This window comes from Nitrospirota bacterium (genome assembly GCA_016214855.1).
Classification (GTDB): Bacteria; Nitrospirota; Thermodesulfovibrionia; order Thermodesulfovibrionales; family UBA6898; genus UBA6898.
In genome coordinates, this window is record JACRMT010000022.1 from 1 (window position 1) to 24,704 (window position 24,704).

Annotated in this window: 29 protein-coding genes; 7 read left to right on the top strand and 22 right to left on the bottom strand. The window is 49.2% G+C overall.

Annotation, left to right across the window (positions count from 1 at the left end):
- Positions 1 to 463: 463 nt before the first annotated feature.
- Genes HZB62_15775 through HZB62_15785 form a run of 3 tightly spaced genes read left to right on the top strand, consistent with a single transcriptional unit; the run spans position 464 to position 3,978 of the window.
- Complete coding sequence (locus HZB62_15775) at positions 464 to 1,720, top strand: DUF1015 domain-containing protein (protein ID MBI5076610.1); 1,257 nt, start codon at positions 464 to 466, stop codon at positions 1,718 to 1,720.
- 11 nt (positions 1,721 to 1,731) lie between these two features.
- Entirely contained in the window at positions 1,732 to 2,739 is a 1,008-nt protein-coding gene (gene gap, locus HZB62_15780) for a type I glyceraldehyde-3-phosphate dehydrogenase (protein ID MBI5076611.1), read from the top strand.
- 27 nt (positions 2,740 to 2,766) lie between these two features.
- A complete protein-coding gene (locus tag HZB62_15785; GenBank protein ID MBI5076612.1) occupies positions 2,767 to 3,978 on the top strand; it encodes a phosphoglycerate kinase in 1,212 nt (403 codons plus the stop codon).
- A gap of 188 nt (positions 3,979 to 4,166) precedes the next feature.
- Here the strand turns inward: HZB62_15785 and HZB62_15790 are convergent, their stop codons facing one another.
- The 12 genes from HZB62_15790 to HZB62_15845 form a co-directional block, all read right to left on the bottom strand.
- The gene (locus tag HZB62_15790) at positions 4,167 to 5,051 is read right to left on the bottom strand and encodes an ATP phosphoribosyltransferase (protein ID MBI5076613.1); all 885 of its coding nucleotides are present in this window, start codon (positions 5,049 to 5,051) and stop codon (positions 4,167 to 4,169) included.
- A gap of 22 nt (positions 5,052 to 5,073) precedes the next feature.
- Entirely contained in the window at positions 5,074 to 6,372 is a 1,299-nt protein-coding gene (gene hisD, locus HZB62_15795) for a histidinol dehydrogenase (GenBank protein MBI5076614.1), read from the bottom strand.
- 99 nt (positions 6,373 to 6,471) lie between these two features.
- Positions 6,472 to 6,882, bottom strand: coding sequence for a ferritin-like domain-containing protein (locus HZB62_15800; GenBank protein ID MBI5076615.1), 411 nt, complete (start codon positions 6,880 to 6,882; stop codon positions 6,472 to 6,474).
- A 13-nt stretch (positions 6,883 to 6,895) separates the two neighbouring features.
- Positions 6,896 to 8,224 (bottom strand): insulinase family protein, encoded by a 1,329-nt coding sequence (locus HZB62_15805; GenBank protein ID MBI5076616.1) that lies wholly within the window; start codon positions 8,222 to 8,224, stop codon positions 6,896 to 6,898.
- Positions 8,208 to 9,539 (bottom strand): insulinase family protein, encoded by a 1,332-nt coding sequence (locus HZB62_15810; protein ID MBI5076617.1) that lies wholly within the window; start codon positions 9,537 to 9,539, stop codon positions 8,208 to 8,210. The genes HZB62_15805 and HZB62_15810 overlap by 17 nt, the downstream gene beginning before the upstream one ends.
- Positions 9,540 to 9,585: 46 nt before the next feature.
- Positions 9,586 to 10,434 carry an energy transducer TonB gene (locus tag HZB62_15815; protein MBI5076618.1) on the bottom strand — a complete coding sequence of 283 codons (849 nt, stop codon included), beginning with the start codon at positions 10,432 to 10,434 and terminating at the stop codon, positions 9,586 to 9,588.
- 99 nt (positions 10,435 to 10,533) lie between these two features.
- Positions 10,534 to 11,040: a Mov34/MPN/PAD-1 family protein gene (locus HZB62_15820; GenBank protein ID MBI5076619.1), complete on the bottom strand. Its 507-nt coding sequence runs from the start codon at positions 11,038 to 11,040 to the stop codon at positions 10,534 to 10,536.
- The gene (locus HZB62_15825) at positions 11,037 to 11,489 is read right to left on the bottom strand and encodes a universal stress protein (GenBank protein ID MBI5076620.1); all 453 of its coding nucleotides are present in this window, start codon (positions 11,487 to 11,489) and stop codon (positions 11,037 to 11,039) included. Before HZB62_15825 ends, HZB62_15820 begins: the two co-directional genes overlap by 4 nt.
- Before the next feature lies 1 nt (position 11,490).
- Entirely contained in the window at positions 11,491 to 12,522 is a 1,032-nt protein-coding gene (gene galT, locus HZB62_15830; protein MBI5076621.1) for a galactose-1-phosphate uridylyltransferase, read from the bottom strand.
- A complete protein-coding gene (locus HZB62_15835; protein MBI5076622.1) occupies positions 12,500 to 13,270 on the bottom strand; it encodes a type III pantothenate kinase in 771 nt (256 codons plus the stop codon). Before HZB62_15835 ends, galT begins: the two co-directional genes overlap by 23 nt.
- Before the next feature lie 52 nt (positions 13,271 to 13,322).
- The gene (locus tag HZB62_15840) at positions 13,323 to 14,288 is read right to left on the bottom strand and encodes a biotin--[acetyl-CoA-carboxylase] ligase (protein MBI5076623.1); all 966 of its coding nucleotides are present in this window, start codon (positions 14,286 to 14,288) and stop codon (positions 13,323 to 13,325) included.
- A 38-nt stretch (positions 14,289 to 14,326) separates the two neighbouring features.
- Positions 14,327 to 14,941, bottom strand: coding sequence for an MBL fold metallo-hydrolase (locus HZB62_15845; GenBank protein MBI5076624.1), 615 nt, complete (start codon positions 14,939 to 14,941; stop codon positions 14,327 to 14,329).
- Positions 14,942 to 15,068: 127 nt separating this feature from the next.
- On the opposite strand from HZB62_15845, the gene HZB62_15850 reads away from it, so the two are divergent.
- Entirely contained in the window at positions 15,069 to 15,971 is a 903-nt protein-coding gene (locus HZB62_15850) for a protein-glutamate O-methyltransferase CheR (protein MBI5076625.1), read from the top strand.
- A gap of 88 nt (positions 15,972 to 16,059) precedes the next feature.
- Here the strand turns inward: HZB62_15850 and HZB62_15855 are convergent, their stop codons facing one another.
- Together HZB62_15855 and HZB62_15860 are read right to left on the bottom strand one after the other, a co-directional pair.
- On the bottom strand, positions 16,060 to 16,932 hold the full coding sequence (locus HZB62_15855) for an amidohydrolase family protein (GenBank protein MBI5076626.1): 873 nt from the start codon (positions 16,930 to 16,932) through the stop codon (positions 16,060 to 16,062).
- Complete coding sequence (locus tag HZB62_15860; GenBank protein ID MBI5076627.1) at positions 16,929 to 17,120, bottom strand: hypothetical protein; 192 nt, start codon at positions 17,118 to 17,120, stop codon at positions 16,929 to 16,931. The genes HZB62_15855 and HZB62_15860 overlap by 4 nt, the downstream gene beginning before the upstream one ends.
- A gap of 133 nt (positions 17,121 to 17,253) precedes the next feature.
- Here HZB62_15860 and HZB62_15865 point away from each other — a divergent pair, with 133 nt between their 5' ends.
- The 3 genes from HZB62_15865 to HZB62_15875 are packed head-to-tail and all read left to right on the top strand — an operon-like array spanning position 17,254 to position 18,594.
- Positions 17,254 to 17,517 (top strand): type II toxin-antitoxin system Phd/YefM family antitoxin, encoded by a 264-nt coding sequence (locus HZB62_15865; protein ID MBI5076628.1) that lies wholly within the window; start codon positions 17,254 to 17,256, stop codon positions 17,515 to 17,517.
- Entirely contained in the window at positions 17,514 to 17,807 is a 294-nt protein-coding gene (locus tag HZB62_15870) for a type II toxin-antitoxin system RelE/ParE family toxin (GenBank protein ID MBI5076629.1), read from the top strand. The genes HZB62_15865 and HZB62_15870 overlap by 4 nt, the downstream gene beginning before the upstream one ends.
- On the top strand, positions 17,794 to 18,594 hold the full coding sequence (locus tag HZB62_15875) for an RNA methyltransferase (protein MBI5076630.1): 801 nt from the start codon (positions 17,794 to 17,796) through the stop codon (positions 18,592 to 18,594). The genes HZB62_15870 and HZB62_15875 overlap by 14 nt, the downstream gene beginning before the upstream one ends.
- 44 nt (positions 18,595 to 18,638) lie before the next feature.
- Here the strand turns inward: HZB62_15875 and HZB62_15880 are convergent, their stop codons facing one another.
- The 8 genes from HZB62_15880 to nadD all read right to left on the bottom strand — a co-directional run bounded on the left by HZB62_15880 (position 18,639) and on the right by nadD (position 24,700).
- Positions 18,639 to 19,811, bottom strand: coding sequence for an ATP-binding protein (locus HZB62_15880; protein MBI5076631.1), 1,173 nt, complete (start codon positions 19,809 to 19,811; stop codon positions 18,639 to 18,641).
- A gap of 118 nt (positions 19,812 to 19,929) precedes the next feature.
- Positions 19,930 to 20,598: a carbohydrate-binding family 9-like protein gene (locus HZB62_15885; GenBank protein MBI5076632.1), complete on the bottom strand. Its 669-nt coding sequence runs from the start codon at positions 20,596 to 20,598 to the stop codon at positions 19,930 to 19,932.
- Entirely contained in the window at positions 20,598 to 21,008 is a 411-nt protein-coding gene (locus HZB62_15890) for a hypothetical protein (protein ID MBI5076633.1), read from the bottom strand. Before HZB62_15890 ends, HZB62_15885 begins: the two co-directional genes overlap by 1 nt.
- Entirely contained in the window at positions 21,009 to 21,770 is a 762-nt protein-coding gene (locus HZB62_15895) for a Nif3-like dinuclear metal center hexameric protein (GenBank protein MBI5076634.1), read from the bottom strand.
- A gap of 147 nt (positions 21,771 to 21,917) precedes the next feature.
- Positions 21,918 to 23,231: a tetratricopeptide repeat protein gene (locus HZB62_15900; protein MBI5076635.1), complete on the bottom strand. Its 1,314-nt coding sequence runs from the start codon at positions 23,229 to 23,231 to the stop codon at positions 21,918 to 21,920.
- Positions 23,231 to 23,671 carry a 23S rRNA (pseudouridine(1915)-N(3))-methyltransferase RlmH gene (locus HZB62_15905; protein MBI5076636.1) on the bottom strand — a complete coding sequence of 147 codons (441 nt, stop codon included), beginning with the start codon at positions 23,669 to 23,671 and terminating at the stop codon, positions 23,231 to 23,233. Before HZB62_15905 ends, HZB62_15900 begins: the two co-directional genes overlap by 1 nt.
- On the bottom strand, positions 23,619 to 24,014 hold the full coding sequence (gene rsfS / locus HZB62_15910; GenBank protein ID MBI5076637.1) for a ribosome silencing factor: 396 nt from the start codon (positions 24,012 to 24,014) through the stop codon (positions 23,619 to 23,621). Before rsfS ends, HZB62_15905 begins: the two co-directional genes overlap by 53 nt.
- Positions 24,002 to 24,700 (bottom strand): nicotinate (nicotinamide) nucleotide adenylyltransferase, encoded by a 699-nt coding sequence (gene nadD, locus HZB62_15915; protein ID MBI5076638.1) that lies wholly within the window; start codon positions 24,698 to 24,700, stop codon positions 24,002 to 24,004. The genes rsfS and nadD overlap by 13 nt, the downstream gene beginning before the upstream one ends.
- Positions 24,701 to 24,704 lie beyond the last annotated feature (4 nt).

Sequence of the window (24,704 nt, forward strand, 5' to 3'; positions counted from 1 at the left end):
CCGAGCATTGAAGGGTTATGGGTTATTGCAGAATGTTTACGAAGAAAAACAGTTTGTCGACGGGATTATGAAATGCGAATCGAAGGTGCTTGAAAGGATGGCCGCCTGATGGCTTTTTACACACCTATTGACAAGACCTCATCTGTGTTTTAATCCTGTATATTTATAATAATCATAACTGTCATGCCAAGCCACCGTTTTCCCCTTCTGTTATACATCTTTTATGGAAATATAGGACACATCCCATTTTCTTAACCTTCAGAGTTCCTTATTTGGTCTACCTATGGGCAATTCGGAAAGACTTCGAAATAAAATGGGATGTGTCCCCTCAGGCTATGAAAATAGGGACTTACGTTTGACTTTGATGTGGGTGAGCATGATCATGCCTGATTGCTTTTCAATGCTGGAATAAACCGCAATCTGCATGCTAAAATAGCGCACCTTATTCCCACGGAGAGAATTAATGGCTGAAGTGGTCCCTTTCAAGGGGGTTTTGTTCAATGTTCCCAAGGTGTCAAAAAGCTCAGGTGAAGAGCTTCTTGCGCCGCCCTATGATATCATTACTCCTGAAGACAGGCAGGCCTTATACGACAAGAGCCCTTATAACATTGTCAGAATAGACTTTGGCATCAAGAATCCGGAAGACAACGAGCAGGAGAACAGGTACTCAAGGGCAAAGGCATATCTTGAAAGCTGGCTGAAGGATGAAACGCTTGTTTCGAGCAGCAGGCCCGGGTTCTACTCTTATGAGGTGGCCTATACCATTCAGGGGGAAAAACTGACCTTGAGGGGATTTCTTGGGCTTGTAAAGCTTGAGGCCCTGGGGAAGGGCAATATCCATCCCCATGAATATACGCATTCAAAGCCCAAAAAAGACCGCCTGGACCTTATGCGGTATTGCGAGGCGAACATCAGCCCCATCTTTTCAATATATAACAGCCCCGAAAAAATAGCATCCGGAATACTTCAGGAGAAGGGCAGAGAGAAGCCCTATATAGAGGCAACGGATGCCAGCGGCTCTATTCATCGCCTCTGGCAGATCGATGACGTTAAGGCTGCTGCTGCAATCACTGCTGAATTGGCTGACAAGGCGGTCTTTATCGCTGACGGCCACCACCGGTACGAAACAGCCCTCGAATACCAGAAGGAGATGCAGAAAAAAGAAGGACCTTCTGACTCGCCGAGACCTTATGACTATGTGCTTATGTTCCTTGCGAACATGGCCGACGAGGGTCTCACGATCCTGCCGACGCACAGGCTGGTGAAAGACCTTCCTGCTGATGCGCTTGAACAGCTCTCAAATGACTTCGATATACAGGAGATGAAGATCAGTGATGATATCCTGGCTGCAATTGCCGGCAAGCGGGATGTTTATGGATTTTATACCGGAGGAGATACCTGGTACAGACTGAGCTATAAGGGCGAGGGCATTCATGGGGTGCCGCCGGCGCTCAAGGACCTTGATGTGACGATCCTCCATGATCTGATCTTCAAGCAGCTCCTGGATATTGAAAATGTTTCCTATGAAATGGATCTGCAGAAGTGCCTTCAGGCCGTTCAATCAGGTGATTTCAGCGCCGCCTTTTTTCTGAATCCTACGGGCGTTTATGACGTGGAGAGGGTTGCCCTTGCATCTCTCAGAATGCCGCCTAAGTCAACCTATTTTTATCCCAAGCTTATGACCGGTATGGTTTTGAATATCTTTAAAAATTCTTTATAACGGAGGTTCTCATGGCTTTACGCGTAGCAATTAACGGGTTTGGCAGGATTGGACGGAATTTTTTCAGGACAAGCAAAGGAGTTGCCGACTTTGAGATCGTCGCTATCAATGATCTTACTGATGCCCCGACCCTTGCACATCTTCTCAAATACGACTCAGTGCATGGCATATTCAATGCGGATGTGAAGGCAAAGGACAGCAGTCTCGTTGTGGACGGCAAGGAGATCAAAATAACGGCAGAGCGCTCACCCGAGAACCTGCCCTGGAAGGAACTCGGGATCGATATTGTGATCGAGTCCACAGGTCTCTTCACCGACAGGGAAAAGGCAGCAAAGCATATCGATGCGGGCGCGAAGTATGTTCTGATCTCTGCGCCTGCCAAGGAGCCTGACATCACGGTCTGCCTGGGCATCAACGAAGAGGACCTGGACCCGGCAAAGCACAAGATCATCTCAAACGCCTCCTGCACCACCAACTGCCTTGCCCCGATCGCCAAGGTCCTGCATAAGGAGTTCGGGATTGTCCGGGGCCTGATGACGACAATCCATTCCTATACCAATGACCAGCGGATCCTTGATCTGCCGCATAAGGACCTGAGAAGGGCCCGTGCAGCCGCGATCTCAATGATCCCCTCGACAACCGGCGCTGCCAAGGCAATCGGTCTGGTGCTGCCTGAGCTCAAGGGCAAGCTTGACGGTTTTTCGATGAGGGTCACGACCCCGAACGTCTCGGTAGTTGACCTCGTGGCAGAGATGCAGAAGGATGTTACTGCCGAGGAGATAAACGCTGCCATGAAGAAGTGGGCAGAGGGGCCGATGAAGGGTGTCCTGCAGTATGTCGATATCCCGCTCGTCTCGGTCGATTTCAACGGGAACCCGCATTCCTCGATATTCGATGCGACCCTCACCCGGGTCATGGAGGGCCGCATGGTCAAGGTCATATCCTGGTATGACAATGAATGGGGCTACAGCACGCGGCTTCGGGACCTGATCCTATACATCATCAAAAAAAGAGGGTAGCCGATGGCCGCGAAGAATGGCAATCCGATGCCGATCAAGGATGTTCTCGGGAAACTCGCTATTGATGATCTGAGGTTGAAAGGCAAACGGGTCTTTATCCGGGCAGATTTCAATGTGCCTCTTGATGATAACCTCAGGATAACGGATGACAGCAGGATTCGTTCGACCCTGGCCACGATCAACTATGCGATAGACGAAGGGGCGAGGGTCATCCTTGCGTCTCATCTTGGAAGGCCCAAGGGAAAGCCGGACCCCCGGTACAGCCTTGCCCCTGTTGCTAAGAGGCTTCAGCGACTGCTTGACAAGGACGTGGTATTTGCTTCCGACTGTATCGGTTCCCAGGTCGACAATATCGTTTCGAAGATGAAGGACGGTGATGTTGTCCTCCTCGAAAATCTGAGATATCATGCGGAAGAGGAGAAGAACGACGAGGATTTTTCGAAGAAGCTGGCAAGCCTCGCAGATTTTTTCATCAATGATGCCTTTGGCGCAGCTCATCGGGCCCATGCGTCTACGGTAGGAATTACGAAGTTCCTTACCTCAGCTGCCGGTTTTCTGATGAAGAAGGAGATAGAGTACCTTAAGGGAGTAGTGGACAATCCGATCAGGCCATTTGTTGCGATACTCGGAGGCGCAAAGGTCTCGGGAAAGATAGGCGTGCTTGAGCATCTCGAAAACAAGGTCGATAAGGTCATCGTGGGCGGAGGCATGGCCTTTACCTTCATCAAGGCAATGGGCGATGAGGTCGGCGACTCGCTGGTTGAGACAGAGATGATCGAGACAGCCCAGAGGATCAGGAAACAGCTCAAGTCAGCAGGCATCAAGTTTTATCTGCCGGTTGACTGTGTTATTGCACAGAGCCTTGAGCCGGGAGCAGAGACAAAGATCGTGCCTACGCTCGAGATCCCGAAGGGATGGAGGGCGCTCGATATTGGGCCGGCTACCGTAAAGCTCTTCTCAGAGGCCCTGGAGAACGCAAAGACGATCCTCTGGAACGGTCCGATGGGCGTCTTTGAAGTGGATGCTTTTTCGCGCGGGACCTATTCCATCGCGAATGCTGTGGCCGATGCCTATGCCCTGACGATTGTGGGCGGCGGAGATACTGACCTTGCCGTGCACAGGGCAGGTGTGACCAATGCGCTTTCTTTTATCTCAACGGGTGGCGGTGCATCTCTGCAGCTTCTTGAGGGCAAGGAGCTTCCTGGTATAGCGGCGCTTACCGACAGAAAAATGGAATAGCAGCAAAGGATTAAAAGAAAATCATAACCCCTCCTCACCTCCCCTTATCTTAAGGGGAGGAATAAACCCCCTCTTTTCTCCTCGGTGAATCCGCCTGAGTGCGGAGAGGTAAGAGCCAACAGTAGGTGCCTTAAGCAGGGGAAGGGGGCGTTATGAAGCACCTGTAATTGAATGCTTAACAGCAGAAACTACGGTATTACCTTGTTCAATTGATATTCTACTATGCCTGATGCGCCAGCCTTTTTCAGTTTTGGTATCAGTTCGCGCACCTGCTTTTCATCAATAACAACATCAAGATCATACCACCCTTCGTCAGACAGGGACGATATGGTGGGCGAATGCATTGCCGGCAGAAGGCTCATCACGCGCTTCAGGTCTGTCTGTTTAACATTCATCTTCATGCCGACCTTTTCCTCTGCTGCGAGCGCACCCCTAAGGAGCAGGACAAGATTTTCCATCTTCTGCTGTTTCCAGGGATTCTGCCATGCCTTTTTGTTCGAGATGAACCGCGTGCTTGACTGGAGGATGGTTTCGACAATCCTGAGGTTGTTTGCACGGAGTGAGGAACCTGTTTCTGTCAGCTCGACGATCGCATCAGCGAGATGAGGGGGCTTCACTTCTGTGGCTCCCCAGGAAAAGTCTACTTCTGCCTTGATCTTGTTCGCTTTCAGGAATCGCTTGGTGAATCCCACAAGTTCGGTTGCTATTCTTTTGCCGTTCAGGTCCTTTATGGTCTTGATCTTTGAATCATTGGGAACAGCAACGACCCAGCGGACTGGTTTAAGCCCTTCCTTTGCATAGGTCAGTTCAGCGACCTCTTTAATATCAGCGTTCTGTTCCATGATCCAGTCATATCCCGTGAGACCGCAGTCGATAATACCGTTTTCTACATACCGGGCCATCTCCTGAGCCCTGATCAGCATGGACTCTATCTCCATATCATCAAAAATCGGATAGTAAGAGCGGCCGGATACGGTCACATGATATCCTGCCTTTCTGAAAAGCTTTAATGTTGCCTCCTGCAGGCTTCCCTTAGGCAGCCCGAGGCGGAGAATCTTCTTTGTCTGTTTCATTCCTCGTTCCTCTCTGAATATATTAACAACTATTTTTCTTTGTGAGCTGTTCTTTTCTCACCCGTATTGTGTTTCCGTGAGCCTCAAGTCCTTCACTGTCAGCTATAGCTTCGACAAGCCCGGAAAGACGAAGGAATCCCTCCTTGGTGAACCCGAGGACGCTTGACCGCTTATAGAAGTCATACACACCAAGCGGCGACGAGAAGCGGGCTGTTCCGCCTGTGGGAAGGGTATGATTAGGTCCTGCCGAGTAGTCACCCAGCGCCTCAGGACTCCAGGGACCGAGAAATATGGCCCCTGCATTTTCGATCAGGGGAACAATATCGATCGGTTTTTTTGTCATGATCTCAAGGTGCTCGGGCGCTATTGTGTTCGAGAGTGTCACGGCATCTCTGATATTTTTTGTGATTATAATGGCCCCATAGTTCGCGAGAGAGGTCTTTGCAATCTTTTTTCTCTTCAACCCGGCAAGCTGAATCCCGACCTCCTTTGCCGCAGCTTCAGCAAGCATGCGGGAGTCTGTGATCAGGACAGCAGATGCGAGTTCGTCATGCTCTGCCTGGCTCAGCATGTCTGCTGCAGCGAATGCAGGCTGTGTTGAACTGTCGGCTATTATCAGTATCTCGCTTGGGCCTGCAACCATATCGATGTCAACGATTCCGAAGACTATCTTCTTTGCTGTTGCAACAAAAATATTCCCAGGGCCAACGATCTTGTCTACTTTTCGGATGCTCTTAGTGCCGTATGCAAAGGCTGCCACAGCCTGTGCCCCGCCGATTCTGTATACCTCTTTAACGCCCAACATTTCAATAGCAGCCATGACATAGGGGTTCATCAGACCGTCAGGCGCAGGAACGCAGAGTGCTATCTCGGCAACACCGGCGACCTGGGCAGGGATGACGTTCATAAGAACAGTTGAGGGGTATGCGGCCTTGCCGCCCGGGATATAGGCGCCTATCCTTTTCAGGGGCCTGATGGCCTGGCCAAGGATCGTATCACCCTCAGTGAAGGACCAGGAATGTTCCTTCTGCATCTCATGGAATCTCCTGATGCGTTTTGCCGAGACCTCAAAGGCCCTGATGATCTTCGGGTCTGCTTTCTGTGCCGCCCTCCTGATCTCTGCAGCGCTCACCTGCAGTCTGGAAGCCTTCTTGTCATCAAACTTGCGGGTATATTTCAGGACTGCCTTGTCACCGTTCTTCTGCACATCAGCGAGGATCGTCTCCACAGTGCGGAGCAGAGAACTGCTTACTGAAACATTGCGTGACTGCAGTTTTTTGAGAAATGCCGACAGGTCGCTGCTCTTGCTTATTATTTTCATAGTGTTTAATTCTATCGTGTAACCGGCAATTATTCAAGCAAAGAGACGTGCGGCCAGAAGAAAGACGAGCCCATTATGATGCAGCCGAAAAGCTAAAAACTATGTAGTGAACTCATTCAACTGCTCAATAAACTCTTCGAGGTGGCTTTCCTCTTCATGGAGGATATGGGTCAGCAGCTGCTTAATCTTCTCATCAGGGATTATCGCAATATGTTCCTTATACATGGCGATGGCGCCTTTCTCCAGGTCGATCAGACGCCGGAGATATCCTTTTGGCCCGCCTTTTCCGAAGTTTAACTCGCGGTGCTCCATAGACGGCACGCCGCCCAGGTCAACGATCAGCTCGGAAAGCTTTTCTGCATGCCGCATTTCATCCTTTGCTATCTCTTCCATTTCTCGGCTCGGCCTGCATTGGGGCGTTACAAAACTGTCCCTCATATAGATGAGGATCGCCTCGATCTCCCCGGTCAAGTCCTGGTTCAAAAGGTCAATAATTGCAGTTCGCTTCATGCTATAGTCTCCTTCAGTATTTCAGCTTTGCCTTTTCCATGTTACCGACAACAACAAGGACATAATTTTTCGTATCAAGATATTTTTTGGCCACCCTCAGGATATCCTCTTTAGTGACAGCATTTATAATGGAAGGATATTTATCAACATAGTCCAGCCCCAGGTTGTTAACCTCCACAGCAAGAGCAAAGCCTGCTGTTTTACTGTTTGAATCAATACGCAGGGGAAAACTTCCGGTAAGATAAGATTTTGCGTCCTGAAGCTCTCTGTCGCTTACCAGCTCAGATCTCATGCGCTCCATTTCCCTGAGGACCTCGTCGATAGCGCTATTTGCAGACTCATTTTTTGTCTGGAGGCCGGCCTGGAAACTGCCGCTGAACTTGTTTGCAGAAAAGAAACTGTGCACATCATATGCAAGCCCCTTGTTGTCCCGGATATTGTCCATGAGGCGCGATGCAAATCCGCCTCCGCCCAAAATATAGTTCATGACAGACACTGCATAGTAATCGGGATTATCGCGGCTGATGCCAAGATGTCCAAGAATAATGTTCGCCTGGGTGAGATCTTTGTTAGCCTTGATAACCGTCGAGCCTTTTCTTGCGCTGATGTTGGGTAGAGGCGCTGAAGGGATGGTCTTCTGCTTCCAGTTCCCCAGGTGCCTGTTCAGAAGCGCTTTCAGTTCATCGCGGCTGATATCGCCTGCAACGGACATGATCGTGTTGTTCGGTGCAAAGAAGGTGTCGTGGAAGTCAATAATATCCTGCCGGCTGATCAGATCAAGGGATTCAATGGTGCCCTGCACCTGTCTTGCATAGGGATGTCCTCCGAAAACTGCCTTTGAAAAAGCGATAGAGGCAACAATGCCTGGTTCTTCATTTTGCTGGATGAGCCAGTTTCTGGTGATCCTTTTCTTTCTCTGGATCTCCTCTTCCTTGAAGGCAGGGTTCATCAGAATGTCAGAGAGGAGATCAAATCCGAGGTCAATGTCCTTCTTCAATACGGAAAGAGAGATCGTGGTATAGTCCGGACCTGCGGATGCGCTGAGCGAGCCGCCTACAAATTCAATTGCCTCGCTGATCTCTCGGGACGTTCTCTTTTTTGTTCCTTCATTCAGGAGCGCTGCGGTCAGGTAAGCAAGCCCTGCTTTGTCTGAAGGCTCGGCAATGCTTCCGGCCTTTACTGCCATGACAACTGTGACGATCGGCAGTGTCTTTCGTTCAGCATGAAGAATTACCATGTTGTTTGGCAGTATTTCCCTTTCTGCCAAAGGCCCAGCAGATGCCTGAGATATAAGGAACAGCGTCAGCAGGGTAAGCATGAAATGTTTAACGATCTTTTTCACTTTGTACCCCCTTTGCCAGAGGGATCAGGATGCCTGTCGTCTTTCTTTCATCAATAAGATATTTCTTTGCAGCACGGCTTACGTCATCGGGCGTTACCTTGCGGATACCCGCAAGGTACTGGTCAATAAATTTCCATCCAACCGTCATCTCAAATGAGCCGATGGTTCGAGCCTGCATATAGATTGAATCCTGCTGCATAATAAACGTCGCTTCGACCTGGTTCTTGGCCCTCTGGACTTCCTGGGCCGAGGGAGGCTCGTTCTTGATCTTTTCGATCTCATCAAGCAGGGCCCTTTCAACATCCTCTATCTTTTTCCCCTGTCCAGCGGTTGCTCCAGAGAAGAAGAGGAAGGGGTCCTTGTAAAGACCTTCGTACCCGGCCCATGCAGAGATCGCTATCTGTTTCTCGTAAACGAGCGAGCGGTAAAGCCGGGAACTTTTCCCGTCCGAAAGAATGCTGCCGAGCACATCGAGGGCAAATCCATCCTCATGGGTAGTGTTCGGCACCTTGTACACCGAAAGGACATATGGGAGTTCAGCCTCCTTTTTTACATAGATCCTGCGCTCCCCCTTCTGTTCGTCCTCTTCAACGGCAAGTTCCGGTATGGAGGGTCCTGCGGGGATATGGCCGAAGGCTGCCTTTATTCTGTCCAGGATCTCCTGCTGATTCACATCACCTACCACTATAATCACAGCATTATTCGGTGCATAATAGGCCCTGTAATGACTGATCAGATCATCAGGATTAAGTCTTTTCAGGTCAGACATCCAGCCGATAACAGGCCAGCGATACGAATGGTTCTTGAACGCTGCAGCAAATACTTCTTCCATTACAAAGTTTTGGGGATCGTCCTCATAGCGCATTCTGCGCTCTTCCATAACTACATCGCGTTCTGAAAGAACCGACTCTTTTGTCAGGATGAGGTTCTGCATTCGGTCTGCCTCAAGTTCGATCGGCAGGCTGATTCGGTCAGAGGCAAGCAGTTCAAAATATCCCGTATAGTCCTTTGATGTGAACGCATTGTCTGTGCCGCCCGCCCGCTGAATGGTCTGTGCAAAGGTCTTGGGAGCGTGATTTTTTGTTCCCTTGAACATCATATGCTCAAGGAGATGGCTCAGGCCGGTCTTGCCGGTCTTCTCATTGCGAGACCCCACCCTGTACCAGACCTGGAACGTGGCTGTCGGCGCCTTGTGATCTTCGACGATCAGGACCTTCAGTCCGTTGTCGAGCATATACTCATTGACAGACAGAGCAAAGGACGAAGCAACAAACACCAAGCTAACAACAAAAGCTGCAACGATCTTCTTTTTCATGGTTCTATTTTACCGATATTATAGTTCTCTTTCCAAGTAATGAAAGCTACCTGATGCCGTAGCCATACATTGTATAAAAAAAGTGACCGTTGATCGTATAGGCGTCCATATCCCAATCATCAGGGATGGGCCAGTAAGGTTCTCCGTCTCTGAGCGCTTTGAGCGCAGCATCATCGAGCACTTTATATCCTGAGGTCCTTACCAGTTCAACGGCCCCCAGTTTCCCATCCTTCTTGATCGTGAAGCTGATCTTGAGGTCCCCATAGAGTCCTTTTTTCCCTGCTTCCGGCGGATACTCCCAGATGCTTTCGATCTTTTCCTTCAGCTTTCGCATATACCCAGCGTAACGGTAATCCTTCGAGTTAAACGTGAGCGTATCATTTTTCTTCTTTCCGCCTTCACCCTTAAGTGCGGTATCTCCTATGACAGCCCTGTCAAAAAGTTTTTCTCCTGTGGTTGTCTCCCGGCTGCCGGGCTGCTTGCCGCTCCGCAGATAACCAGGTCTTGAAGAGATATCTTCCGGGCTCTCATCGCCACGAGCTTCACTCCTCCCCGGCTTTGGTGATGCGCCTTCAGGGAGTGGTTTGCCATCGTCCTTTCCTTCTCCGGGAACAACAGGCCTGTCAGGTGAGGGTGCAGTTTTAGGCGGCATCCTGGCAGCTGGAGGCAGCGGCCTCATAGGGGGAACTGTCGGAACAGGTCTGATATGGGGCGGTACCGGAATCGGCTTGACCAGGGGAGACATACGTTCAGGGATCCTTGCCTGCTCAGGCGTGACAAGTTGCGTGAAGAATTCCCGGGCTTTCTTTGTCTGAGGTTCTGGTAATAAATATACGCCGGCAAACACCATCACATGGATAATGATGGAGATGAGCAGAAACCTTTTTATGGTCAATGGTTCTCTTTCCTGATGAAGATATCTGTAGTATAAACCTCAAACGGCAATTTTCAAAGAGGCTTTAATACAGGAACAAAAAAGATATAAAAGTACTCCTCAGAAACCGGGGGGGAACGGACAGTGGATCCTCACCTTTCTGAGCAGGGAGGGCTCGGCAAGGTAGTAGGCTGCGATCTTGAAGAAGAAGCTCCCTACAGTGCCGGAAACTGTTCCATCCCTGTTTTCTGACCATGCCACGGTCTTGCGGTTGTCATTGATGGCAATGATAAAATATACATGGTCAGAGCTCATGCCGTTCACATCTTCCTCGCTCGGACGGGGCAGTCCCTTCTGGGGACCGAACTCAGTGTGGGAATGGAAATCCCCGACGATCTGAAGCCGTTCCAGCTTTTCGAGAATAGGCAGGATCTGTTTGTGACTCCGGTCAAGGGATGCTACGCCTTTCGGTTTTCTGTCGGCTGTCTGCAGACTATACGCATGCTCTATGACAAAACGGTCCTTCAGCTTGTAGCCGAGCAGAAAACCCAGGCACTCTTTTTTGTAAACCTCTGCCGAACTCAGTAACAGATCTATGAACGCATTCTCTGATAAATAGACTCTCATTCCTGATGTTTCGGCAGACGGACCGACAGAACAGGACAAGGCGCATAGCGCACTACCTGCTCTGCGGTACTGCCGAAAAGAAGCCGGTCAAGGCCGGTCCTGCCGTGTGTAGCCAGGACAACAAGATCGACCTTATTCGTCTCAGCGAACTTGGTGATCTCCTCATAGGGTATGCCTTTTACGACGACATGCTCAATGGCCTTGAACCCTCTCATCTCTTCGATAAAGGTCTTTTCAAGCTCTGTCCGGGCGCTTTTTTCAAGGTCTTTGTACATTTCCTCAACAGAGATGTGAGGGACATACCATCCTGTTGTCCTGGCAACGTCATAAATGACGTGCATAAAAAAAAGCTTTGCATCGTAACGTTTGGCCAGATCTACGGCATACGGCAGGGCGTTCTTCGAACCTTCTGAAAAGTCAGTTGCAAAAAGGATTGTGTTGAATTTCATATTAAACCTCCCTAAGGTATTTTGCTGCATTTTCAGGCGATGTGGGCAGTATGTAAAAACCTGATCCCCACTCAAATCCGCTTGTTCTCAGGAACCGCGGCATGATCTCAATGTGCCAGTGAAAGTCTTCCCCAAGGGTATGCCAATGGTCTTTTCGGGGCACCCTGTTTGGCGCAGAATGTATAAAGTAATTATACGAAAGATCCGGGAAAAGCGCCCTCAGTTTCTTCAGCACAGAAGAGAGGATCAGCGCAAGATCCTCAAGCTCGTCCTGCCGGATCTCCTGGAACGCGCAATTATGTCTCTTCGGCAGTATCCAGGTCTCAAAAGGGAATTTAGACGCATAGGGGCAGAATGCTGCATAGTGTCTTGTTTCGAGGATGACCCTGCTGCCGACCCTCAGCTCCTCGCGTATGACATCACAGAAGATGCACCGCTCCTTATAGGCGTAATACTGCTTGGCGCCGTCGAGCTCTTCCTTGACCCTCTTGGGGATCACGGGTGTGGAGGCAAGGTGAGAAACAGGATGTCCGAGATGACTGCCGGATGATATCCCATGGTTCTTATAGATAAGGGTGTACCTCAGGCGGGAATCTTTTTCAAGATCCGAGATCCGGTCTCTGTAGGTCTGGATCACGCGGGACATCTGTTCAAGGCCCATGTCCTCAGGCTGGACATTATGGTGAGGCGATTCAATGATAACCTCATTTGCCCCTATGCTGTTCATCTTGTCATACATGCCCTCGCCTCTTCTGCCGAGGTCCCCCTCCACCTTGAAAACAGGCGTGAAATTCGGGATGACTCTGGTCCACCAGGCATGGGCAGAGCTTGTCGAAGAGGTGTTCCGTATGCGCAGGATCTCTCCGGTTGTCTCGCTCTCACGTCCTGCACAAAGGACGCAGCTTTTTTCGAGGACAGACTCGGAAGCACGTTCCTGACAATATTCGGAGGGAGGGACTGACTCACTGAGCACAGCTATCCATCTCCCCAGAAGGGGATCTTTTCTCAGTTCATTGAGGTCGGGTTTTTTCATAGAGTATCTTTAGTCCCTCTAATGTCAAATCAGGTCTGAGCAGACAGGGTCTTCTGATGAATCCTGCGATCAAACTGCTGTGCCCTCCTGTCAGTGCGGTGCTGAATATCAGCCCTGTTTCTGCTTCCATCTCTTCAATGATCCGCTCAACAGCCCCGGCTGTGCCGATCAAAAGGCCGGATAGTATGCAACCTGTCGTGTCAGTTCCCAGGGCTGTTCCCGGCTCTTTGAGCTCAATACTTTTAAGTTTTGCCGTCTTTATGCCGAGAGACTCGTTCATAAGGCCAATGCCAGGCATGATCGAGCCTCCGATATAAAAGCCCTGCCTGTCGACAACCGTGATCGTGGTGGCTGAGCCGACATCAATCACCGCGACCGGCCTTTTGAAAAGAGTAAAACCTGCTGCTGCATTTGCGATCCTGTCTGTACCGAGCTGTTCAGGGGCAGGAATCCTGAATCCTATTCCCGACATCCTATTGTTAACAATAAGTATATTGGCTTTTCCTTCTCCAGAAAGCCCTTCCAGAACTTCTCTAAAGACTTCGGTATGGCCCGGAACCACTGATGATATTATACCGTTACATGCTGATTTTGCTATATTTTTTTCTTCCATAAAGGAAAGCATTTGCAGCCTGTATTCATCTGCTTTCCTTAAAGGATGGGTCGGTATTCGCTGCACGCGGAGGACAGACTCCACGAAATAACCTATAGTTATTGATGAATTGCCGATATCTGCTGCTATAAGCATATTAATAGTTTATTTATATTGAACGTTGTATATATATGCATGTTTACGATATTCAAGAAAGAAATGAAATATCCCCACAGCTTACCGTTTTCCGCTCACCTGACCTCATTTTCAGAATGAGCATGCCATTATTATCAATATCCTCAGCAATACCTGACCATGTGACATCGTGCATAACGACATTGATCTTTCGACCCAGGGTGGACGAGTTTTTTCTCCATGCGTCGAGCAATGGTCTTTTCCCCTCTTTTTTCAGAACAATGTACCAATATTCAAATTCCCTCAAAAGCTGAATGATTATCTCGTTTCTTGAATGATTTTTTCCCGTTTCCATGCGCACGGACGCTGCAATATCTCTGATTGCCCCGGGAAGATCACAGAGGTCCATGTTTACATTTATGCCAATGCCGATAACCGCGAGCGCAACCCTGTCAGGATCAGCGCGTACCTCGGTCAATATCCCCCCCAGTTTTTTCCCGGATACGACAAGGTCATTCGGCCACTTGATCGATACAGGAATATTACATGATCTCCGCAGAGCCAGGGCTCCTGCAACAGCAGCAAGGATAGTAAGCATGGTGGTATCCCTCGGCTCAAGCTCTGGCCTGATTATCAGGCTCATATAGATGTTTGTGCCTGCAGGAGACTCCCAGGTTCTGCCGAGCCTGCCTTTGCCTTTCGTCTGCTGGTCCGCAACAAGCACGGTTCCGGGAGTAACACCCCCCTTTGTTGCAAGTGCCATGGCAAGATCATTGGTGGACTCAACTGCATCATGGACAATGATATCCTTCCAGAGATCTCCTCCTGTCCGCATGAGCAGATAATCCTGCGCAAGGTCCGGAGCACTCTTGAGGCGGTAACCCTTTGAAGGCATGGCCTCGATCACGTATCCTTTATTTCTGAGTATGATTATTTTTTTCCATACCGCGGCTCTTGATATGCCAAGGCTGCTGCTGATCATCTGGCCGGAAATAAAGGTGTCAGTGTCCCTAAGAAGGCTAAGTATCGTTTCTGACATTGGGGCTTGAGGGAAAAAGCTCGGTTTGAGTAACTGCGTTATTCTTCAGGGAGTATCTCCACAGCAATCTTACCCTTCAGCTTTTCGGCAAACTTCTTTGCATCGTCCACAGTTCCCACAATGGAGCCGTAATGCATAGGGATGGCCACCTTTGGTTTGATGTCAAGAGCAGCCTGAACAGCCTCTTCAGCGGTCATGACATACGTTCCTGATACCGGGAGGAGTGCGATGTCAGCCCTGAAACTCGCCATCTCAGGGATGTGATCAGTATCACCTGCAAGGTATATGCGCTCTCCTGATACCGTAAATATATAGCCGACCCACCCCCTGTCCTTTGTATGGAACTGTTTATTGGTGTTATAGGAGGGTACGGCCTCTATCCTGATACCTGAGACATCGATCGTGTCTCCCGGTTTTATAACTTTGACGCTGCCTTTGAGTTTTGCAGCACAGTCAGCAGGCGCAACAATCACCGTGTTCGGCCCCTGAAGCTTTTTGATATCGTCAGGCGAGCAATGGTCCCGGTGCTCATGAGTGATAAGTATAATGTCGGCAATCTCTGCCTTCTTTATCTTGAATGGATCGGTGAAAATGACTTTTTCACCCGATACCTTAAAAGTATCATGACCGAGCCAGTGGATGTTCTTCAGCATGGCAAAAGCCTCCTTGTCTGCAATGAGCATAAGCAGCAAAGCCAAGAACGGGAAAAGCGTTGACCGTACCAGTGACTTCATGATCGGATTATATCATACTGTCAGAAGCATAGTATAATGGTTGAAAATGAAAGGGCTTGCCATAAAGAACAGCGAAAATAACAATTACCTGAAACAACTGCTCGAATATGTTCACGCAATGCGCGGTATAGATTTTTCGCTCTACCGCCAGGCAACGATTTCGAGAAAGCTTGAACTGAGGCTGCAGGAGACGAAGAGCAGGGACTACAGAAAGTACCTTTCTTATCTCAAAGCGAATCCTGATGAACTCGAGGTGCTGGTCAGGACGCTGACGATCAAGGTGAGCAATTTTTTCAGAAATCCTGTCGTTTTCGAACTGCTTTCCTCGGAAGTAATACCCGGGCTTGTGGCAGAGTTCGGCTTCCTGAAGGTCTGGAGTTTGGGCTGCGCAGACGGCGAGGAGCCCTATTCTGTTGCCATGATAATTCATGAATTTCGGTCTCAGGAGAACCTTTCTTTTGCCTGCCATATCCAGGCGACTGATGTAGACCCTGATGCAGTCGAAAAGGCAAGGAAGGGCGAGTATTCAGACGAGGAGCTTTTTGAGACAAAAAGAAAATACATCGACGCATATTTTAAGAGGCTGCCGCATCAGGCTGGAACATGTCTTGACAATGCACGCTATCAGGTTAAAGATGAAATAAGGTCCATGGTGAGGTTTTCGAGTGACAACATTATGAGCATGCTGCTTCATAAAAAAGCTAATCTCGGAAGTTATAACCTCATACTCTGCAGAAATGTCCTGATCTATCTGAACAGGGAGATGCAGGAGGAGATGGTCACGGCGATCGGCAGTGTCCTGTATGACAAAGGCTATCTGATGATCGGCGAAGCTGAAACCATGCCCGAAAGCGTGAGGCAGGAGTTTGAACAACCCTTTCCGGGCATCAAGATATTCAGGAAAAGACGGTCAGCAGCAGCTACTGACAAATTATTAAATCCCTCCTAACCTCCCTTTGCCAAAGGGAGGTATTATGCCCCTCTTTGGCAAAGAGGGGTGAGGGGAGATTTTTAATGTGATATCTTGTCGAATGCACTTAAGCAACTAAATCGTTCCTGCTGATGTACCGCAGTGGGTTGATTGTTGATGCCCTGAGGATCTTTGCATCAGGTATGCCGCTGCCCTGAAGTTTTTTTACTGCCCTGCCTATGGTAAGGCCGCTGCCCGCAAGGATACCATGGCTGTACACGACGCCCTCGGCAGATGCACTGCCTTTTACGGAATCAGAGACAATGATGATCCTATCAGGCTGCTTACAGCGGAAGATCAGCTCAAGGGTTTGAGGATGCAGATGAACCTCGTCAGCGATCACCTCAATATAGAGGTCCCTGTCTGTGAGGCCGAGACCTGCAAGGCCGGGCTCCCTGTGATGGAAAGGCCGCATGGCATTAAAGATATGGGTAATGCCTGTTGCCCCTGCCTTCTTGCCGTCCAGTGCTTGTCTAAGCGTTGCATCAGAATGCCCCATATTTACCTTGATTCCCCTGTCAGCGCATTTCTCGATCACCTTCAGTGCTCCTGGAAGTTCAGGTGCGACCGTTATGATCCTGACGATATCTTCGTAACCGTCTATCAGTTTCTTGAGCGCTGCCAGAGTAGGCTTTTTGAAGGTGTCCTTGGCTAGAGCACCGCACCGGACAGGATTCAGAAACGGACCTTCAAGGTTCACCCCAAGTATCTCAGCGCCTGATCTTCGACCATTTGCCTGGATATACATTGCCCTTCTGACAGCCTCCAGGTTCTCTCTCATCTCATCAATACGGCCTGAATAGATAGTCGGAAGGATGGCGATCGTCCCTGCCTTTGCATGTGCCCTTGCCATGCTCAGGATGTCCTCATGATTGCCTGTCCGCGTATCATGTCTGCCGATGCCATGGGTATGGAGATCGACAAAGCCCTGGAACTTCATAACATCTTTCCGCGGCGAGTGAAGAAATCGCTTAATGCAAGCCGTATGACCCCGCCTTTTGACCATTTTTTGCCGGTGTCTTTTGCAAGCTCGTGCGAAGCTTCTTCCAAGGCCTCGATCACCTCCTCCTCAAGATAGACAGAGGTCTTTACCAGTTTTTCGTGCTCCTCATCGTGTTTGTGTTCCATATTCCAAGTTTAAACAATTTCACAGACCCTGTATAGGGGGACAACATGGATATCCGGAGCAGTATATTTTTTCTTGAAGCTGATGCTAAAATAGTCTATATTCTGGTCAACTAAAATGGAGGCCTAAAGATCTATGAAGACATTATCGGTGTCAGAAGCAAAGATGAAATTAAGTGGCCTTGTTGAAGCGGTCAGCACGACCGATGAGGAGATAGTCATAACAAAAAATGGAAGGCCTGCTGCTGTGTTGGTCAGTCCTGATGAGTTCGAGAGCTGGAAAGAGACCGTGTATATAAAATCAAGCCAGAGTTTAATGGCGGATATTCAGAAGGGGTTGAAGGATATCAGGAAGGCAAAAACATATACGCTCGATGAATTGCTTGAGGAGATCGGTTGAGACAGAAGAAAGTCAGGATACCTTCTGACACGCTGGAGTTCCTAAAGACCCTGCATCCTGACATCAAGAAGAAGCTTAAGGCCGGGCTGAAGGAGATTGCGAAGAATCCATTGAGCGGCAAGGCCCTCAAGGAGGAGCTCGAAGGGCTCAGGAGTTTCAGGGTAGGGAAATACCGCATTGTATACAGAGAAGAACCTTCAGCCCTGGAGATCATAGCGGCAGGTGTGCGTGAGACAATATACGAAGATACGCTTAGCAAGCTCTTAAAGGAAAAAGATGCGAACCGTTAAAATCAGCAGCGCCGCAAATCAGTATATCAAGGATGTTATCCAGATTAGGGAGAAGCGCGCTAAGTTCAGGCATGCTGCATTTCTGGTCGAAGGGCCGCATCTGGTCGAGATGGCGCTTGCTTCAGGGAGCCAGATCAAAGAGGTCTTTGTGACCGAGGCATTCATCAATGCCAAAGAACACCGGGCTCTGATGGGGAAGATCGCGGCAGCCATTTTTGAAGTTTCTGAGCAGCTCCTGGAAAAGATCACGGATACCGAGACACCGCAGGGTATTGTGGCTCTTGCCGGGTATAAACCGGACACGCTCGATACGCTGACTCTGAAGGAAACCCCTCTCATAGTTGTAATTGATGCCATTCAGGACCCCGGAAATCTCGGGACGATCATCAGGACAGCAGATGCAGCAGGCGCTGATGCAGTCATCCTGCTTCCGGGCTCGTGTGATGCATTTATGCCGAAGGTGATCAGGGCAACAGCCGGGAGCTTATTCAACATACCAATCGTGTATGCAGAGCCTGCTGCATTTGTTGACTGGTTAAGCAAAAGGAATATCCAGCTTGCGGTTACTGCTGCTGATGCAGAAAAAACCATCTTTGAGGCTGATCTCAGCGGCAATATTGCGATCGCCTTTGGCAACGAAGCCCATGGCGTAAGCGATCAACTCAGAAAAGCTGCTGATCTTTCCCTCAATATCCCCATTCTCGGCAAGGCCGAAAGCCTGAATGTCGCCACCTCTGCAGCGATATGTTTATATGAAGCGGTGAGGCAGAGAAAAGCAAGGCAGTGAACTCCGCAGCTTATGGAATTCAAAGCAGAATGGAATAAAGTGTATCAAATAAGCCCTGACAGGAATTTCCCTGCCGAGATGATCCGCGTCTGCTTTTCAAGCTTGTCTATGCCGCTTTTTTTCACGACCTGATACGCATAGGGAATCGAGAGCTTGTCTCTGAAGTAAAGCAGGTGAGGTGATAGAACCGTATCATTGAGCTTTGCTTCGACGGCAAACCAGGGGGTGCCATCAATAGTGACAAGAAAATCGACTTCCCTCTTGGTTACGTCTCTCAGGAAATGAAGTTCAGCCTTATAGCCCTCATAGTCTGTAATGAAATGAACAAACTTCAGAAGGTGAGAAGCTATGAGGTTTTCAAAGCGGGCTGCCTCGTCCTGCACCTCTGACCAGTCCCAAAGATAGAGCTTCGGCTCCTTCTTCAGGGAGCGGATCTTCTTTGCTGCAAAGGGATATATGCGAAAGTGGTAGTAGAATGCCTCAAGAATATCCATCCAGTGAGAAACAGCCCGGAAGCTTACTTCAAGGTCTTCCCTCATCGAATTAAGGGACAGCAATGAGCCGGCCCTCAACGGCAGGATGTCGCTCAGGAGTTTCATATTGCTTATGTCCCGTATTGCCTCGACATCGAGGATGTCCTCGCGGAACATCCTTTCGATCTTCTCATTGTGCCAGCGCCTGAGATGCCTGGCGTTCTGTTTCATGCATGGCTCAGGGAAGCCGCCAAAGGCATCGAGAATATCCAGAGTGTCCTGATGAAAAACCTCTCCGACCGGTAATGGCTGATTCACGATCGGTTTCTGAATAACGGCTGTCATCTCTGTGAGGGTAAAAGGGTGCAGCCTGTAATAGTGATACCTGCCCTGAAGAGAGTCACCGCCCCTCCGAAAGAGGTCGAGTCTGGAGCTTCCGGTGACAAGAAATCTGTAATTCTCCTTCAATTTGTCATATTCTCCCTTGATGAAACCTTTCCACTGGCGGTACTTGTGTATCTCATCAAGAATCAGAAGTTCAGTATCAGCAGGCCAGGAGGATGCGGAAATTGCCTTTCTGTCATGCCGGTTATCCCAGTTAAAATAGGCATGGTTCTTATAATGACTTGCAATGAGATCGCGGCAGAGGGTGGTCTTGCCAACTTGGCGCGGTCCACCTACAAAGACCATTTTGTCCTTGAGGTCTTCTACAATATAGGTCGTGAGATATCTGTTTCTGATCATAGGATAAGTATATAATAAATTTGCCTGAAAGCAAATTAATTATATGATATTTTTGCCTACAGGCAAATATTACTCAGGAAGCGACTGGCAGTTTTAGAAAGTCATTCCCGGAAGCTGGCTAAACGAAAGAGAGCGTTCCAAAGCATTCAGGAAGATGGAAGTTTTTCTCTGTGAGAGGTGTCCATGACGCCCAGTGAGGCTGAGAGGTCTCGTCCCCGCATTTGTAGAAATTGGCATGCCAGGACTGCCCTGCAACATTTCCTATCGATCCGACATATTGTTCGAGCAGGCAGAAGGGAATAAAGAACTCAAGAAACCATGTTACCGGCTCTGTGATCTCAGGCTCAACAATCTCAGGCATGGAATGATAGATCCGGACCTGCTTTGCGTCTTCTTCGGGCAGCTTAACAAAATCGCAAAAGCCTTCAGAAGTTCGTGTCGGATCAACAATATAGCTGCAGAGCAGTGCGCCGCCGCAATTAAATTCGAAGTTGAAATATCCCCTGTCATGTTTCGGCTTAACAAAGAATTCAACGCAGCTATCTTTGTAAACAGGGGACAGGTATTCGGTATGAATGCTTCTTACATAGCAATCTTTGACCTTAAAGATACAGAAGATGCCGTCTGAGCCATAAAGAAGGCGGATTGCTGTCTTTGGTCTGTAATCGCTCCCCTCTGGACGAAAATAGGTAAGTTCAAGGGTCTCGGCCTGGTTCCATGCAGACCCATTCCACTGCCCGGCAAGATCAGGCCTGATGGATGCGGAGCGGACAATGTAGTGAGGCATTAAAATTCTTTAAAGACTTTTGCGAGGGAATCGCCTGTAACATGCATCTTGAACTCATTGAAGTAACCAAAGGGGGTCTGCATAACCGTGTGCCCGGTGCGTTCAAGTCTGATGATAACGTCATCAAGCAGACGTTTGGCAAACTCCGGTGAGGACTTGCTTGACGAGAGGTGGTTGAAGGAGTGTAGCACGACATTTTTTGTGCTGAACTTTCCGGCAAGCCACTTGACGTTCTTCACGAACTTCTCGCAGACACTGCCATATTTTTCCTCATCCTCTGCCTCGCTGTGAAAAAAGAAGACAACAGCATCGGGCATGGATTCCTCGATCTCGATATCAGGGGCAGATTCAAGGGTCTTGGAGGCGGTCTTGTACCACCATTCCTTTGTATAGAACATCAGGAGCTTCATTTATAACCCTGTCGGATGGTCTATGAACTCGGTCTTGAGGCCGAACTTCTTTTCGAGCATATTGCCGACAGCCTTAACTCCGACTGTTTCTGTGGCATAGTGGCCGGCAAAGACGACATTCAGCTTCATCTCTTCGGCGAGGGTATAAGCGCTGTGTGACGGTTCGCCCACAAGGAGGGTATCGATTCCGGTCTTTTCCGCATCATAGATCGCTGACCAGCCGCCGCCGGAGACAATGCCGACCCTCTTCACCTTTTTGCCGAAGCTGAGGGAAGTTGATTTCGTGCCCAGGGTCTTGTCCACCCTGCCAACAAAATTTTTCAGAGAAAGTTCTTTTGTCAGACTGCCCCAATACCCGATCCTTTTTCCGTGGTATTCGCCGAACTCCCCCATTCTTTTGATCGCAAGGACCTTGAGAAGCTGGGCATTGTTGCCGTAGTCAGGATGCCAGTCAAGCGGAAGATGGCAGGCATACAGTGAGATGTCTGCGTCAAGGAGCGCCTTGATCCGCGTTTTCATAACGCCGCTAACGGAACGGATGCCTCCCCATATAAGGCCGTGGTGGACAATAAGAAGGTCGATATTCTTTTCTGCAGCTCGCTGAAAGACATGATCGCAAGCATCGACTGCCAGACCGATCCGCTTGACTGTTGCCGAGCCTTCGACCTGAAGGCCGTTGGCACTCTCGTCTTTGGGGAATTCGGAAAATCTCAGTTCTTTGTTCAGGAATAATACGAGTCTGTTGAGCTGGATGTTTTTCATTTCTGATCTAGTCATTACCGTTTTATAATAATGGTTATAATTGATCAGAAAAATCCCTCCTAACCTCCTTTGTCAAAGGGAGGAATAAGCCCCTCTTTAGTAAAGAGGGGTAAGGGGATATTTTCTGATTCATGTCAATTCAATAAGTTATCTTTTGCAGGTGCCGTCAAGATTAAACTGATAGGTCGACCAGCTCCTGCAGTCAGGGCAGCGTCCTGACCAGTCATCAGCGCGGTACCCGCAATGGTTGCAGCAATAGGGAAGCCTGAAGGCAGTTTTGATGTCCGCGGCCTTCTTGAATTCCTGGACAGCCTTTTCGAGCTGCCCCTTCCTCATGTAAAGATTGCCCATGAGCAGATGGAGTTCAGGGTAAGAAGCGCCGCCCGTATCGATCCCGGAAAGCGTGTCAAATGAGTCATCGATCATCTCAAGCCTGTGGAAGAGCTTGCCGAGAAAGAATTTGGTGACAGGATCATTGGGCTTGCGGGAGATGGCACTTCTGTATATGCGGATCAGACGGGACGGTTCGCTGATGCTGATGAGCAGGTCCTCAAGCCGGGCAAGCAGGATCTTTGACTCAGTAGCAGCAAAGGCGTTTTCGAGCAGATTGATTGCCTCTTCACTTTCGCCTTCCTGAAGAAGCACTTCTGCAAGACCGAGGATCGCAGGCACAAAGTCATTTCTCGTCCTCATGATGTTCCTGAATGCTTTTTTTGCTTTTTCGAGCTGGCTGTTCTCAAGACTGTGGCGGCCATATTCATATTCATAGCCAATAAGATTTTCATGTTCACGCTTCTTGTCTTTTTCAGAATGCTCACGCTTGAGGATCGATTTCTGGAGGGAGACAACATCGTCCCACCGGGCCTGTTTTTCGAGGATCTCGCGTTTCCTGTACATGGCGGTCAGGTTGGCATCGTCAATATCGAGGATCTCATCAAGATACCTCAAGGCCTCAGACCATCTTCCTGATTTTTCGAGAAGACTGTCGAGCGCGAAAAGGGTCTCGAAACTTTTGGGTTCCAGTTCGCGGGCACGCTGATAATGGGTGTTGGCCATCTGAAAGTCTTCAGCCGCTGAAGCAATGTCGCCGAGGCGGAGCAGGGCATCAATATGGTCAGGCTCTTCCTTGAGAATATCTTCAAGCGCTTCTTTTGCGGCGTCTTCGTTCTTTGCGAGAAGGGAATTCAGCGCCTTGGAATAGAGATGCTGGACCTTGATTTCCTGTTTCTGTTTTTTCTGGTATTGCCAGTTGTCAATGAACTTTTTCGTGTCCCTGATCGCAAAGAAGATAAACGTTATAAACGCTCCAATGGTGATCGAGATCAGGACAAGGATGAACTTCGAGATCATATATACCTGACCTCCGGGGATCGTTATGTTGACAATCTCCTGATTAAAAAATCCGAAGGCCAGTATCCCTACAAGGAACAGGAGAAATATGACTGCCGATGTCTTGCCCATCAGTGATGATAACCTCTTTTCTGCAGAATGGTAAAGGCGCGGTAGAGCTGCTCTAACAAAATGAGTCGTGACATCTCATGGGTAAAGGTCATGGAAGACAGACGGATCTTCTTTTTTGCCTGTGCCTTCACGTCCCCTGAAACACCATATGCTCCGCCGAGGAGAAACGTGGCTGAAGACCCCTGTTTTTCGATAAGCCGGGCAAACTCCACAGAGTCAAGGGTTTCCCCCTTTTCATCGAGCAGCATGTAGGGGATCCTGAGGTCCTGTATGCGTTCACCTTCCTTGCTTAACATCCTGCTGGTGTCCTTAACCTTTTCTTCCCTGATCTCTGTTATCGCAACATCGGCATAGGGCTTCAGGAGCTTCAGATATTTCTGCAGCCCCTCATGAATGAACGGCTCTTTTGTCTTTCCGACCCATATCAGATTGATCTTCATTGAATTCTATGGTCTTTGCATCCATCCAGAGTTTTTCGAGGCTGTAGTATTCACGCGTCTCCTTTTCGAATACATGGATGATTACGTCCCCGTAATCGAGCAGGCCCCAATGGCCGTAATTAAGGCCTTCTTTGCCGATCGGCCTGATGCCCTGCAGCATGAGTTCATGCTCTATGAAATCTGCAATAGCCCTGACCTGCGTTGTGCTTTCCCCTGAACAGATCACGAAATAATCAGTAATGATCGTAAGACCGATAAGTTCGAGGATGACAAGACCCTGAGCCTTTTTCTGGAGAGCTGCGTCTGCTGCCTTGAGGGCCAGATCTCTTCCTATGAGCGGCATTCCCTCTTTACAGCCCTGTTCTGTGGTTTTCTGAATGCATACAGTTTATGTGAAATTATATAGGATTCAACAGCTGCTGGCAACAGGTATTTCGCGCTTTTCCCTGCTGCCATGCGGGTTCTGATATCGGTTGCCGAGATGTTGACCGGGGAGATATTGAGGAGTAAAACCGCGTTTCCGTTCGTGAGAGTTGTTGAATATGAAGGAATGGTCCCGGCATCAAGTTTCCTGAGAGTCTCTTTGCTGACAGAAAGATACGGGGAGGTGGATAGAGCAGCGAATCTGCAGCCCGGCCGCGAAAGGATCAGAAAATGTGCAAGGCTGAGGAGACGCTCAGGCCTGTACCAGTTCGGGATATCAAGAAAGGCGTCGATACCCAGCATGAAATGCAGAGTGTCATCCGGATAGAGCTGATGCAGTTTTTCAAGGGTCGTGACCGTATAGGACTTCTGCCTGGTCCTGCATTCAAGGTCAAGGAGATCAAAGTGCGGATTCTTATTTATTGCACGTTTGGCCATGGCATACCGGTGACGGGCAGGTGCGATATCTTCTGCCTTGAGCGGCGGATTGCCTGAAGGGATGAAGATCACCCTATCAAGCCCGGCAAGTTCATGCGCCTCTTCAGCCGCGCGCAGATGGCCGAAATGAATCGGATTGAAGGTCCCACCTAATATGCCGAGCTTCAAGATG

Bases quoted from the DNA above. Each gene is read 5' to 3' on its own strand.
- HZB62_15775 (MBI5076610.1), top strand. From the start codon at position 464: ATGGCTGAAGTGGTCCCTTTCAAGGGGGTTTTGTTCAATGTTCCCAAG.
- gap (MBI5076611.1), top strand. From the start codon at position 1,732: ATGGCTTTACGCGTAGCAATTAACGGGTTTGGCAGGATTGGACGGAAT.
- HZB62_15785 (MBI5076612.1), top strand. From the start codon at position 2,767: ATGCCGATCAAGGATGTTCTCGGGAAACTCGCTATTGATGATCTGAGG.
- HZB62_15790 (MBI5076613.1), bottom strand. From the start codon at position 5,051: ATGAAACAGACAAAGAAGATTCTCCGCCTCGGGCTGCCTAAGGGAAGC.
- hisD (MBI5076614.1), bottom strand. From the start codon at position 6,372: ATGAAAATAATAAGCAAGAGCAGCGACCTGTCGGCATTTCTCAAAAAA.
- HZB62_15800 (MBI5076615.1), bottom strand. From the start codon at position 6,882: ATGAAGCGAACTGCAATTATTGACCTTTTGAACCAGGACTTGACCGGG.
- HZB62_15810 (MBI5076617.1), bottom strand. From the start codon at position 9,539: ATGAAAAAGAAGATCGTTGCAGCTTTTGTTGTTAGCTTGGTGTTTGTT.
- HZB62_15820 (MBI5076619.1), bottom strand. From the start codon at position 11,040: ATGAGAGTCTATTTATCAGAGAATGCGTTCATAGATCTGTTACTGAGT.
- HZB62_15825 (MBI5076620.1), bottom strand. From the start codon at position 11,489: ATGAAATTCAACACAATCCTTTTTGCAACTGACTTTTCAGAAGGTTCG.
- galT (MBI5076621.1), bottom strand. From the start codon at position 12,522: ATGAAAAAACCCGACCTCAATGAACTGAGAAAAGATCCCCTTCTGGGG.
- HZB62_15835 (MBI5076622.1), bottom strand. From the start codon at position 13,270: ATGCTTATAGCAGCAGATATCGGCAATTCATCAATAACTATAGGTTAT.
- HZB62_15840 (MBI5076623.1), bottom strand. From the start codon at position 14,288: ATGTCAGAAACGATACTTAGCCTTCTTAGGGACACTGACACCTTTATT.
- HZB62_15845 (MBI5076624.1), bottom strand. From the start codon at position 14,941: ATGCTGAAGAACATCCACTGGCTCGGTCATGATACTTTTAAGGTATCG.
- HZB62_15850 (MBI5076625.1), top strand. From the start codon at position 15,069: ATGAAAGGGCTTGCCATAAAGAACAGCGAAAATAACAATTACCTGAAA.
- HZB62_15855 (MBI5076626.1), bottom strand. From the start codon at position 16,932: ATGAAGTTCCAGGGCTTTGTCGATCTCCATACCCATGGCATCGGCAGA.
- HZB62_15860 (MBI5076627.1), bottom strand. From the start codon at position 17,120: ATGGAACACAAACACGATGAGGAGCACGAAAAACTGGTAAAGACCTCT.
- HZB62_15865 (MBI5076628.1), top strand. From the start codon at position 17,254: ATGAAGACATTATCGGTGTCAGAAGCAAAGATGAAATTAAGTGGCCTT.
- HZB62_15875 (MBI5076630.1), top strand. From the start codon at position 17,794: ATGCGAACCGTTAAAATCAGCAGCGCCGCAAATCAGTATATCAAGGAT.
- HZB62_15880 (MBI5076631.1), bottom strand. From the start codon at position 19,811: ATGATCAGAAACAGATATCTCACGACCTATATTGTAGAAGACCTCAAG.
- HZB62_15885 (MBI5076632.1), bottom strand. From the start codon at position 20,598: ATGCCTCACTACATTGTCCGCTCCGCATCCATCAGGCCTGATCTTGCC.
- HZB62_15890 (MBI5076633.1), bottom strand. From the start codon at position 21,008: ATGAAGCTCCTGATGTTCTATACAAAGGAATGGTGGTACAAGACCGCC.
- HZB62_15895 (MBI5076634.1), bottom strand. From the start codon at position 21,770: ATGAAAAACATCCAGCTCAACAGACTCGTATTATTCCTGAACAAAGAA.
- HZB62_15900 (MBI5076635.1), bottom strand. From the start codon at position 23,231: ATGGGCAAGACATCGGCAGTCATATTTCTCCTGTTCCTTGTAGGGATA.
- HZB62_15905 (MBI5076636.1), bottom strand. From the start codon at position 23,671: ATGAAGATCAATCTGATATGGGTCGGAAAGACAAAAGAGCCGTTCATT.
- rsfS (MBI5076637.1), bottom strand. From the start codon at position 24,014: ATGCCGCTCATAGGAAGAGATCTGGCCCTCAAGGCAGCAGACGCAGCT.